The following is a 12,991-nucleotide window of genomic DNA, read 5'->3' as shown; positions in this document are numbered from 1 at the left end:
ACTTCAAAAAAGCGCTAAAAGCGTTTTGGTTTTTTGCTCATGCCATGCCCTATAATAAGGAACATTAGCACAAAAAAGCGCTATGATAGGACATAAAAAAAGCACATGTTTTAATCCTAAGCGTTTAAATAATACCCCCTTGCTAGGAACATCAGCCAAATATAAGCTAAGAATTTTTATCCTAAAAATAATCTTTCCTAAGCTTGCCCCTAGCAAAAACGAAAAAACCATTTCATACAGACTATGCAACCCCATAAAACTCACAAAGATAAAAGCCCCATAATAAATAGGGTTTGTAATCCAGCTAGAAGTGGGTAAGAAATCACATAAATTTAAAATATCGCTTAATAAAAACCCTACAAGTAAAAAATCTACAAATAAAGCCAACATGCGCCAATAAAAGGGGCATATACGCACCCTTTCACGCAAGCAAAGCGCCTCTATAATCTCTGCAATTTCTTCGTTAGTTTCTAGCTTATTTGCAAAATGATTTTGTGGCATAAAAATAGAGTTAGATAAAGAAATAAAAAGCTCCCATATACTCACTAATCCTTTTAAGAATTACCCTCTAAGGCTCTAAAGCCAATATCCTTGCGATAATGCATGCCTTCAAAATGCACTTTTTGAACGATTTCATAAGCATTATTTTTAGCCTCTAAGAGTGTTTTACCCCTACCAATCGCAAATAACACACGCCCAGAAACGCTCTCAAACACGCCATTTTCTTGCTCCACACCCGCAAAAATGATATGCCCCTTTTTTTCATCAATAGGGTCAATATAGAGAGTTTGCTTAGGTGAAACACCAAGGGGGTAATTCCTAGAAACAAGCGCAACACTCATTATAAATTCTTTAGAAAAACTCACTTCAACTTCACTTAAATCCCCTTTTGCACTTGCTAAACATAAATCTAGCAATGAAGTCTCTAAAAGAGGCAAAATACTTTGACACTCTGGGTCTCCAAAACGCACATTAAATTCTAGCAAATACGGCTCTAAAACGCCCTCTTCTTCTACAACCATAATTCCAGCAAATAACACGCCCTTAAAAGGAGTATTGTTTTCATTAAGTTTTTTTAATGCGGGTTTAAAAATGTTGTTTTTAATCTTTTCTTCTAATTCTTTAGAGCAAAAACTTACCGGTGCAAACGCCCCCATGCCACCGGTATTTGGCCCTTTATCTTCATCTAAAAGGCGTTTATGGTCTTGACATAGTGGGAGCAAAATAAAATCTTCATTCGCCACTATTGCCATAGCTGAAAGCTCAAAGCCCTCTAAAAATTGCTCCATAATAACATGCTCTCCAGCTTTACCAAAGATTTTATCTTGCATATTATTTTCAAGGATTTTGATAGCCTCCTCTTTATCGTTAGCAATTTTCACGCCCTTACCCTTACACAAGCCATCAGCCTTAATCACTAAGGGAAAAGAGGCACTTTCTATATAATTTAAAGCCTCTAAAAAGTTGCTTGTTTCAAAATAGGGTGCGCTTTTAATGGCGCATTCTTTAGCAAAAGCTTTCATATAACTCTTTGAGCCCTCTAGGCGTGCGCTCTCTTTTGAGGGGGCAAAGACTAAAATGCCTGCTTTTTCTAATGTATCTGTAAGCCCTAAAACTAAAGGCTCTTCTTCTGAAATAATAGCGAGATTGATTTGTTTTTCAAGCGCTAGTTTGAGGATTTGCTCATCATTTTCGCATTCCAAATTTTCGCCCAAATCTTGAGTGCCCCCATTACCCGGACAAAAATACAAAGCGCTTACTTTTTGGTCTTCTTGAAGTTTTTTACCTAGAGCGTATTCACGCCCTCCTCTTCCTACAATTAAGACATTATAGCGATTGTTATCTTTCATGCTTTCCCTAATAGAGTGGATTGTATGATTGAAACCCAAGCGACCGTTACTTTTGTATGCGCGTAGTTCAAATAACCTACACTAATAAGGCTAGGAGAGTTCTTTTAGGGGCAAGTTCTAAACCCGCTAGGGTCTCAAGCAAAAGCGCCATCACACAAAAACCACTACCATAGCCTAATTTCTTTTTTTAACGAACTTGCCATAAATCAAGAAACACGAATCGCTCAGGCAATAGCTACAATTATACTTAAATTTTTATTAAAATCTAATGTAAACCATAGGGTAATCAAGGGACAATCAATCATAAGATTTATAGAGTTTTAAAATATTTATAATTATGATTATTCTATCACAAAAGGCAATCCATTAGCCCTCACATGCCCCTCTAAATCGATACGCCATTCATTGCTAGAATCTACAGGCATAGTCTCTATAGATTTGTTATAACGATTGCTCAAATAATGAAAAACTTGATTACTTGAACCCACATAATTACGCTTAGTTTCTGTTTTAGTGTTATCAAACTCACCATCTACTAAAACATCGGTATGTTTTAATAATAAACTTGCCCCTTTAAATTTTTCTTCTTTTAATTCCTCTAGTTTGTAACCGCTAAAGACCATAACACTAAGATGTAGTTTTTGACATTCTTTGGCAAGCTTGCCTAAACCTTGCGCTTGCAAAAAGGGCTCACCCCCTAAAAAAGTAACCCCCTCTAAATGATGTTGTTTATGGCTTAAAATGATTTGTTCTAGTATTGCGCTTGTTTGCATTAAGTGCGCTTGCTTAAGGGCTAAAAAATGCGGATTACAACAATCCTTGCATCTCTTTAAACACCCTTGAGCCCATAGCACAAACCTACGCCCAGGTCCTTCTACTTCACTACATTCTAGTATGCTTGCTACATTTACCCATGTCATTTGTGCACAACCCTATAACTTAAACTAACTCAAAATCAAAAAATTTCCCTACAAGCTTTACTTGAATACTCTTATACTTCAAATTGTCCTTATTGGCTGAATGCTCAAATAAAAATTCTGCCAAGGGGTCAAAAATCTCTTTAGTTAAAACATTCAATAGTCCCCTACCCCCATGCGCTTTATTGACTTTTTCGCATAAAATTTCAAGGGCTTTATCTTCATCTTCAAATCTCAACCCCTCTATGCCCCATTTATCTTTCAAGCACTTAATGAGTGGGTTTAACTTAGCTTTAGCAATCTCTTTTAAAATCGCATTATCTTTCATAAAATCAAACGCTAAAATATTAGCCTCTCCAATACGCCCTAAAATCTCTGGGCGTTTTAATTCGTCCTTAAAATGCCTTTTAACCGCCTCTACAAACTCACTTTCAGTATCTGTGCTATTAGGGTCAATGTCAGCTGCTCCAATATTTGAAGTGAATACTATAAAAGTATCGCTAAAAAGAATGGTTTCGCCTTTACCATCAGTGAGTCTTCCATCTTCTAAAATCTGTAAGAATTTGTCTAAAATTCTAGGGTGAGCCTTTTCTGTCTCATCAAAGAGTAACAAGCAAAAAGGCTTTTGTTTAACTGCATTAGTGAGTTGTCCGCCTTGTTCAAATCCTACATAACCAGGGGGTGCTCCCACTAATCTTTGGTCAGCATGCTCATGGTTAAATTCACTCATATCAAATCTAATGCACGCATCTTCTTCGCCAAATAAAAATTCTGCTAATGATTTAGCAAGTTCTGTTTTACCCACTCCTGTAGGGCCTACAAAAAATAACGCTCCTTTAGGGGATTTGGCTTGGCTTGAATGTTGCAAGCCTGAAAGACCTGTATAAGCTCTAAGTAAAATTTTATCAATCGCTTGTATAGCTTTATCTTGCCCTTTAACACGCTTTTTTAAAGTCTCTTTAGTGGTTTTTAAACGCTCATAATTGAGTTTTTCCCAAGGCGAATCTTTAGTGCCAAACCTATATAAAGACAAAAGCTCTTTAATGCTTAATTCTTTATCTTGCATTCTACTAAGCCTTGCTAAATTCTCAATATCTAACAAACTTAAAGAATCCGTGCCTACCACTAATTCGTTAAAATCAATGCTATTTGCTCTTAAATCGCCTTTAATCTTAAAGGTATAAGCGTTTTTTAAAATCGCTTTTTCTCGCTCCTCTAAATTAGGCAAAGGGATAGAAATTTCTTTAAAATTAGGGTTGTTTAAATACAAGCTTGGGGGTAAAGTGGTGTCATTGTGATTCATAAAAATGATTAAGGGTCTAGGCTTAGGACTCATCAAATCATTAGACTTTTTAGCGTCTCTTAAAGAGCTTGCAATCTGTTGCAAATAGGCTCTTTCTTTTTCGCTCAAAGAATTGATTTGCCCAAACAAATAATTAGCAAAATCTATCACAAAAACAATGCTTTTAGTAGAATTAGCAAACACTCGTTGAGCCACTTGTAAAAAATTTTGCATATCAATTTTTATGGTGCTGTTATTTGATTCTTGCTTGTTTGGCTCATTAGGGCTTTCGCCTATATCATAATCGCTCTCGCCCTCTTCTATTTTTTTAGCCTCTACTTCTATGTTTTGTAACTTACTCCACTCGCTAGCACTAATGCCTTCTACACCATTTAAAAGCGAGTAGCTTATCACATGTTCAAAGCCTTGATTTTTTAAGCTTGAAACCATCACTTCTTTAAAAGGCAAAAGCTCATCTTTTTTAGAAAACACCAAATCTATCGTGTTCCCGCTTAAGATAAGCGCTCTTTTAAGCATGCATTCTCTCTCAAAATTTTCTAACCAAATTCCCATAATTATCCTTTCTTATAGATTATTTAGACTGACTTAAAGGCGCAATTGGCTTGGCATCTGCAAATTCATCATCAGGGTTTTCCCATAGCACTCTTTCATTAGAGAGATTAATCCCATAGACTTCATTTAATCTTGGCAAGACCTTATCAATATCATTCTTACACGCCTTACCCTTATAGCCATCAAAATGATAATTCACTTCCCCACTTAGATTGATTTTAAAATCCGCTCTATTACCATTAGTTCTATTAGAGCGAATGATTACTTCGCCCTCTTTATTTAATGTAGGCTTTTGCACATCAAAGCCTGCATTATTTAAAGACTCCATAATGGCTTTTACCATTTCTTTTCTCACTGCCTCTTTAGCGACCCTCTCTTGCTCTTCTTGTTCTTCTTTTTCAATCAATTCTTCTAAGTCTTTTAAACTTAGATTTTCGCTATCACCAGGTTTGTTTTTAAGCTTATTTGTTAATTCTTGTTTTAAGGCTTGCTCTTCTTTTTGTCTTGCTTGCTCTTCTTCTAATTCTAATTGTCGCTCGTATTTTTCTTTGATATTAGCAATCTGCTTGATAATATCTTGCCTAGAAACACTATTAGGCTCTTTAAAAATTTGCGCTTTCAAGGCTATTAATTCTTTATATACTAAATTTTTTAATTCCCCTAAATGACTCGTTTCTTTTGCCCATGTGTTTTCCAAATCTAGCTTGTGGAGTCTTTGCTTTTCTAATTGTTGCGTGTATTTCTCTTTGATAACTAAAATTTCTTTTTCTAATGTTGGCACTTCAAAAGAGCTGTTTTCTACAAATACCTTTTCTCTTAAGGCCAATAAGTCATCATGCGCTAAATCTTTAATGGCACTATCCCAAGTGCTTGTTTCTCTTTGCCAAGTATCTACCAAAGCTTTTTGATGGGCTTTTTGTCTTTCTTGCTCTAATCTTTGGTGTTCTTCAAAATTTCTTTGACAAATTTTGGGTAAAAACTCTATATTGGATTGCACTTGCAAATTAAAGCTATGGGCTTTTTCAATATTATTTTTTAACAAATCTTGTAATGTTAATACATCAAGTTTTACTTGCTCATAATCTTTTAAAGCATAGTCTTTTAAGGACTCTAATTTATCCAACTCTTGTTTGTAGCGTTTTAAATCTTGTTCTATACTTTTCTTGATTTGCTTTTGTCTTTCTAATTCTTGCTCTTTTCTTTCTTGGCAAAGACTAGGCAAATTATTAAGCTGATAGCTAAAACGCTCTTTAAGATTTCTAGCATTATTAAGTAAATAGGTATTTGTAGCACTAGTAAGCGCATTTTTAAAATCTCTAAGCAATGTTAAAAGCTCTTCATATTCTTTTAAGGCGTATTTTTTAGCCTCTTTTTCTAAAGCGTTTAAAGAATTTTCTTGTTCTAAAACTTCATGCTCTAACTCCTTCTTAGCACATATGATTTTTAGATTTTCTATCTCTTGTCTCAAGTTTTGCAACTCTAAGTCTTCTTGCTTGTTTTCATTTGCTAAATCACGAGCCTCACTATAATCATCGTAAATAGTGTGCGTATTTTGCAATTTTTTTTGCTTGTTTTCTAATTTTTCCTTAAACGCCTTTACTTTTTGAAAAATACTTTCAAATTCATTTAGGCAAAGTGTTTAAGATTTTCCAACTTTTGCAACTCATGCTCACAAATGGCTAGATTTTTAATCTGTTCAGCATTCTTGTGCCTAAATTCTGCGATTACATTATGACTCATTGCTTATCTCCTTGATTAAATTTATTTTTCTTACTAGATTTTGGTTCTTGATACATTGTGTGCAAGTTAAAACTACTGGCTTTATTTTTCAAATTCTTATCGCTTGTAAAAAGCGTTACGCTATTAAGCTTATAATAAAGAGCGGTGCATAAGATTTTGTCATCATTATTAGGCTTGTCTAATAAAGCTAATATCTCATCTCTCACTTCTTGTGCTCTTTCTGTAAGTCTAAGCTTATGAATGATTTCAATAGCACTTCTAGCCATAGTTTCTTTATCTTTATTTTCTTTCAAGCCATCTAATTCATTAATAACTACATAAGGCAATATCACTTCATATTCACTGCAAAGTTTTTGCACCCTTTTTTCGTCTGCTCCCATTAAAAAGCTTGTATCTAAAATAGCAATCTTTCTTTCTTCATTTTTGGCAAAAAGCCTTTCTACTTCAAGCTTAAAGTTTAATAAGGCATTCTTTTTTTCTATGAGTTTAGGACTTGCTAAGTGTGGGTGTTCTCTTACATATTTCTCATAGCTCTTAATAAAACTTTCAACCTTATTCAAGCTCTCTTTGCTCACATCTTTAAAGAGTATTTTTTGGGTTTGAATGTTTTTAATTTTATTAAAAGCTGAAATAAGCTCGCTTAACTCTGTGTCTAAATCCAAGCACTCATTTTTACTAAAAAACAAATCTTCAAAGATTTTTTGTTGCGTATTTTGTGGCAAATCTTGCAATGCTAAAGAAATTTTTGGAAAAATTTCTTTAATGGCTTTTAAATCTTCTAAATTCTCTATACTAGGGAGTTTATTGAGCATGTTTTTGTGTGAGATTTCTTTTTTAAAAAGCTCTTTGATATTACTAGCTAATTTTTCAGCCTCTTCTAATTTCATTAAGCTTACTTTTTCTAACCACTCTTCTTCTTTATAAAATCCAAATAAAAAACTTAACATATCTGTATTGAAAGTTATACCTTTGAATAAAGCATCTAAAGTGTAGTGCAAATCTTTATTAAACTTTTTAAACACCTTAAATGTTGCTTTTCTTTTTTGATTATTGTAATAACAATAAGCATATTCAATCAAACTTGCAAATGCCTCTTGCTTGTCTTTATTTTGGGTAAAATATAAGGCTTGTGTTTTTCTTTTATCTTCACTACTAAGTTTTAAAGTTTTGTTTTTGACATCTAATTTAGGCTCTTTAATATTAGAGCTAAAATCTAGCACTAAGGCTTTAGGACTCACTTTGATATTTTCATTAAATTTAATGCTTAAAATTAAATCTTGTTCTTTAAACAAATTTTTAGGTAAATCTTGCGTAGTGAGACAAATGCCTAGTAAATTTTCTTTGTCTAAATCTTTATATTCTATATTCTCATTTTCTTCTAGCATAGAACTTGTAGGTAATAAGCAATCTTGTATAAAGCATTCAAAAAGTCTTTCTTTATTAGTCTTTTCTAGCCAAATTTTAAATTCTTCATTGTTTTTCACTTCTAAATTTAAACTAAGGTTGTTATCCATAGATAAATCCATAGGCACATTTTGATAAAAGGTCTTTGTAATTTTATGTCCAACATCAGTTAAAGCCGTTAAATTAGGCTCATACCACTCTTCATCATTTTTCTTTTTTTTCATGCCCTTTTCAAAAAAATTGTGCAAGTCTTGCTCGTTAAACTCATTAGCAAATAATTCTTGAATTTGAGTTTTCTTTTCTTTTGAGACAGCGTTTTCTAAGTCTTTGTTAATTTCTGGTTTCTTTTTGACAAATTCTCTTTTTAAGGTGTCAAAAACCATTCCTTTAAACTCTTTGTCTTGTGCTTTAGTATTAAGCGATTTTTCTTTAAAATCTGATTCTTTACCTTTTGAAGTCAAACTTAAATCTTTCACTTTTAAATGCTCTAAATTTTCTATCTCTTCTTCTATATTAGCCCCATCAATCACACCATTTTCTATCAAATTATCTAAGGCAATTTTTAAAAATCCTATTTCAATTTTTAGTTTATTAGCGATTGCTTTTAAGGAATAGTGAGTAAGTTTATTGTCATTAGCCAACGCTAAAAGCAACAATTCAAAAGCGTTTGCCTCTCGCCTAATAGAATAAGTTAAATCAATGCTTAATTCATAAATGGGGTATAACCCAAAGACATTGCTTAAAAAAGTTTTATTTTGTTGTTCATTTCCCATTATTTTTACCCCCATTATGATTAAAAATTTGTGAAAATCTCTTAGCATCACACATTTTGGCTTGTGAATGTTTTTCTAACTCTAAATCCTTAAACATGTTTTTATAAACTTGCTTTTTTATAGTCTCTTTAGAATTGTCTTTAGGTAATTTCACTTCTAAATTTTCCAAACTTCTCTTAGCTCCAAAGACAATTAAGAGATTCTTTGCCCTAGACATCGCCACATTGATAAATTCATAACGAGCGATATAGGCTTTGCTATTTTTGTGTAATTTTTCATTTCTCACTACACTCATTAAGATGATGTCTTTTTCCTTGCCTTGATAACGAATGACTGAATTGATATGCACACTAATGGCTTTAAAGTTTAAAGAACCATTATTGAGTTTTCTAATCTCTTTTTTAATGAGCTTGCATTGATTGACATAAAAAGATACCACCCCTACTTCTAATTTTAAATTTTTAGCAGCGATTTGCTTGTTTATTTCTAGCAAACTTTTAGCGATGAGTGTTGCCTCTAACTTGCTTTCATAAGTGGCTTGAAATTCTTTGTCTTGAGTGTCTTTAGAAGTATCCACCCATAAAAAATGCGTATTTTTATTTAAAATCTCTCGTTTATTACCAGTATCACTTGTAAAACTTAATTCAATAAAATGCGACCTATCTTTCTTAGGATTGCCACAAGTAAGCTTATTATGATAAAAATAATTCACAAAATGCATGATACTTGGGTGCATTCTATATTGTGTAGTGAGACTTGCCTTAAGACTTTCAGGAGCATTTTCAAACCATTCTTTAAATAAGGACGCACTCACTAAATCTTTATAGCGTTCAAAATTTTCTTTACTTAGGGCTGTTACATCAGCTTCTTTGGTTTCTTCCTGCTCTTCTATGCTTTCTTCTATTTTATCTTCTAACGCATCAATACTATTTTCAAAGACCGGGGGGAGTTGTTGGTGGTCTCCTATTAAAATAGCCTTTCTAGCTAGCATTAAGGGATTTAATAATTCTAAAGGTGTTGCTTTAGAGACCTCATCAATAATTGCTACATCAAAACTATCTAAATTATTATCCCTTAAAGTTTTAAGATTTTCATTACAACTAAAGGCTATCACATTACAAGACTCTATATAGCTCTCTTTTAATTCTTTAAAATCTACTTGAGCTTTAAAAGGCTCATTTAATATCTTATGCCATTCTTTAAAAAGATTAGAAAAATCGCTATTTTCTTTTTTAAAATTTGATAATTTTTGTTCTAATTCTAATTTAAAATTTTCACACTCTTTTAAAAGACTTGTAAAATCTTTTAAAACATCAAATTCTAATTCTTTAAGTTCTTCTTTATGCTCATGTCTCTCTTTATTTTTATGAACTAATTTATCTTGTCTAGCTTTTATCTCTTCTTTTAAAACTCTTAATTCATTTTCAAGTGTATTTTTAACGCACTCATTAGGTGCTTGTGGTTTTATTTCACCCTTAATTTGCTCTTTAACTTTTAAAATTTCTTGTTCTATTTGTTTTTCTAATGCTGTGATAGTTTTTAAACGCTCTTTTAAAAGCTCTTGCACTCTTAAAGTGTCGTTTTCATTTTCTATGGGAGCTAAAAAATTTTTGCTATCACTAAACATGTTATATCTAGCATCACTTAAAGCACCGCTTTTATTTTTTAGCTCTTGTATTTTCTTTTTATTAGCTTTATAATTCTTAAAGTCTTCTTCATTCATATCCTCTTTATGCTCTAAGATTTTATTTTCTTTTTCTAAATTTTCTATTTCTAATTTGGTGCGCATATCTAAAGCATTAGAACTAGATTTTAAACGATTGTTGTCTAAAATCATTTGTTCTTTAAAGTTTAAAAGCGCATGGTATTTTTCATACGCACTTTTAAACGCATACATTTGTGCCTCTTTTTGCGCTAAAAATTCTGCGTAACTAAAAGACAAATTCAAACAAACGCACTTTTTTAAATTGCACAATAACTTAGCCAAAGAATGTGCATAACTAGGAAACTCGCAAGAACAATCCAAATAAGAAGAGTTATTTTCTAAAAACGATACTAAAGACAATAATTTTTGGTGTTGTTCACATGCTTTATCATATAATTCTTGCTCTTTTTCTAAATCCTTACTAGCCTTGCTTAACTCATTTTCTTTATTTATGAGCTCCCCTTTTTGAGTCTCTAACTCTGTGGCAAAATCAGACCTGTCATGCTCCAAAAAGCGTGCTTTTTTTAACCATTCATCTAAAAACTTAATCTCTTTTTCATAGTTTTGGCTTGGCTCTATATATTGCTTGTGCGTATGCGTGTCTAAAGCCTTGTAATAATGGGTTAAAGCTTTATCCCCTACTAAATGTTTAGCCTCTTCAGCAATCTTGCTCTCATCTCTAGCTAATCTTAAGAGTCTAATGCTAGGGTCATTATCTATCCTAGCTAGGGCATTATCCACAGCGTCATGGGATTGACTAGATAATAGAACGCTCTTATTATCTTTCACACATTGCATAATAATTTCTGCAATCACGGTGGTTTTGCCCGTTCCCGGAGGCCCTTGTAAAAAGGCGATATCAGGGGCGTTCATCAATTTTTCTATAGCTATTTTTTGCGACTCGTTTAAATTGGGGTTATGCCATTCTTTGATTTTTTCTATCTCTTTGGGCGTGTTAGCATTTTGTATATCAAATAAATAGGTGCTTAGATAAGGACTCGCGCAATTTTGATTTTGCTTTAAATCTCTAATAGCTATCTTATGGCGTCTATTAAGAGCGATGTCCCCTAGTAAAGAAAGGGCTACAAAACCACTTTTGGCACTTAGAGTGTCTTCTTCCTCATTCTCTTCAATATTTTTATCGTTATATTTTTCTTTATTGTCTTGCTTATCATCTTTTTTGAATTTTTTAAGCGTTTTTGAAGGAATGTTTTCGTCTAACTCCACTCTTATTTTGGCTAAAATCAAATTATCTTTTTCTTTTAGAGTATTAAAATCATTCCCCTCATAAGATTTTGAAACATATTTTTCTATTGTCTCTTTATCAGCGTCTTTATCATAGCCACGCTCTTCTATGATGTATTTTTCTTGGCATTCTTCAAATTCTTTTTGATAGCTTTTTTCAAAATCCCTATAAATCCATATTAAATCTTCTGTTAAATCCTTTTCTGGTATCTCTTGAATGCTTTTAAAATCCCCCAAATTAAAACTTCTCACTTCTTTTTCTTTTTTGATTTCAAAATACAAGGGGTGATTAGACGCATTGAGAGTAAAAATACTCAGTGTTTTGTTAGCAAATATCCTTTTGGATTTATCCACATATTTTTTAGGCAACACCACTAAGATTTCTAAATCCTCTCTTAAATTTGCTCCGATATAACGCACTCCAAAAGTGATTTGCTTAGTATAATTTTCTTTAAAAGCAATGAAATTTTCCCAATCTTTTAAGCGCTTGGCACTTTCTCTAGCAAAGGGGGGCAATTCATTGATAAAATCTTTAGTAAGCAAAGTGTCGTTAGCCACATTTTGATTAGAAAAAATAACTTCTTTAAAAACTTCATAATCTGCACACGCACTATTATGGGTTAGATAGATATTTTTTGGCTCTAAGATAGGCAAATATCTATTATTAAGAGGCACATGCCCAATGAGCGCAAAAGTTTTTTGCTTGGGCAAGAGATTAGAAAACTCAGGGTGGTTAGGGATTCTGATTAAAACATGCATGTAATTATCTAGTTGCTGTATGGACGCATTAGCCAAACACGCTAAGATAGGTTCATTAAACCCATTTAAGAAAAATTTATCTAAAAATTCTTGGATTAAAGTTGTATCATCTTCTTTGAGTAAATTTTTAAAGTAGTCATGCGAACAATTTTTCAAACAACTTCTAAGGTTTTTAACAAAATCTTTTTTTGGCTCTTTTATTTGTGCCTTTCTTCCTTTACTCGCTGGGATTTCAAACTTGTCAGCTGGCATTTTCCAATACAATTTATAAGTTTGATTCATAGATTCTGTTTCTTCCTCATCTTCATTATCTTCATTGATTTTCACTTCTTTACCAATCAAAAATCCATTTTCATCATCACGCAAAAGCACTTTGAGATGGATTTGTTTATCAATTTCATACTGACATCTGTCTTCATAAAAAGGATAGATCAAGCCATCTTCTTCAAGCCACACATCAATACGATGGGGAGGGCTATTTTTGTCATCATGAGGTATAGTCAGTTCTGCAACAATGCCTTGCTCTCGCACTTCTATGACCCTAGCGCTAAACACTTTTTCTTTTTGTGCTACAACAAAGCAAGCTAAAGAAGGATTATAAGCCATAATTAACCCCCTTTATAGCCCATTGCATGGGGCTATTAAAAAAGCAATAATGCCAACAAAAGAATAATTTCTATGTAAGAGAGAGAGAGAGAGAGAGAGAGACGAAATTTTTGAGAATAAAAATCATTATATTTCCT

General features: G+C 32.7%; 7 protein-coding genes. All 7 read right to left on the bottom strand.

The window, feature by feature from the left end; all coding sequences use genetic code 11:
- Positions 1-3 precede the first annotated feature (3 nt).
- The 7 genes from HCW_RS03235 to HCW_RS03205 all read right to left on the bottom strand — a co-directional run bounded on the left by HCW_RS03235 (position 4) and on the right by HCW_RS03205 (position 12,854).
- Positions 4-501, bottom strand: coding sequence for an RDD family protein (locus HCW_RS03235; RefSeq protein ID WP_043902764.1), 498 nt, complete (start codon positions 499-501; stop codon positions 4-6).
- A 53-nt stretch (positions 502-554) separates the two neighbouring features.
- On the bottom strand, positions 555-1,850 hold the full coding sequence (purD, locus tag HCW_RS03230) for a phosphoribosylamine--glycine ligase (protein ID WP_014660793.1): 1,296 nt from the start codon (positions 1,848-1,850) through the stop codon (positions 555-557).
- A 341-nt stretch (positions 1,851-2,191) separates the two neighbouring features.
- Positions 2,192-2,770, bottom strand: coding sequence for a 4Fe-4S single cluster domain-containing protein (locus HCW_RS03225; RefSeq protein ID WP_014660792.1), 579 nt, complete (start codon positions 2,768-2,770; stop codon positions 2,192-2,194).
- Positions 2,771-2,789: 19 nt separating this feature from the next.
- Positions 2,790-4,622: an AAA family ATPase gene (locus HCW_RS03220; protein WP_014660791.1), complete on the bottom strand. Its 1,833-nt coding sequence runs from the start codon at positions 4,620-4,622 to the stop codon at positions 2,790-2,792.
- Between the two features lie 19 nt (positions 4,623-4,641).
- Positions 4,642-6,180 carry a hypothetical protein gene (locus HCW_RS09075; RefSeq protein ID WP_014660790.1) on the bottom strand — a complete coding sequence of 513 codons (1,539 nt, stop codon included), beginning with the start codon at positions 6,178-6,180 and terminating at the stop codon, positions 4,642-4,644.
- A 178-nt stretch (positions 6,181-6,358) separates the two neighbouring features.
- Positions 6,359-8,539 carry a PIN domain-containing protein gene (locus HCW_RS03210; RefSeq protein ID WP_196794369.1) on the bottom strand — a complete coding sequence of 727 codons (2,181 nt, stop codon included), beginning with the start codon at positions 8,537-8,539 and terminating at the stop codon, positions 6,359-6,361.
- On the bottom strand, positions 8,529-12,854 hold the full coding sequence (locus HCW_RS03205; RefSeq protein ID WP_014660788.1) for a DEAD/DEAH box helicase: 4,326 nt from the start codon (positions 12,852-12,854) through the stop codon (positions 8,529-8,531). The genes HCW_RS03210 and HCW_RS03205 overlap by 11 nt, the downstream gene beginning before the upstream one ends.
- Positions 12,855-12,991 lie beyond the last annotated feature (137 nt).

The sequence above is a fragment of the Helicobacter cetorum MIT 00-7128 genome (assembly GCF_000259255.1).
In the GTDB taxonomy this organism is placed as follows: domain Bacteria; phylum Campylobacterota; class Campylobacteria; order Campylobacterales; family Helicobacteraceae; genus Helicobacter; species Helicobacter cetorum_B.
Note: the sequence above shows the minus strand (reverse complement) of the source record. Positions and strands in the feature narration are given on the sequence as shown.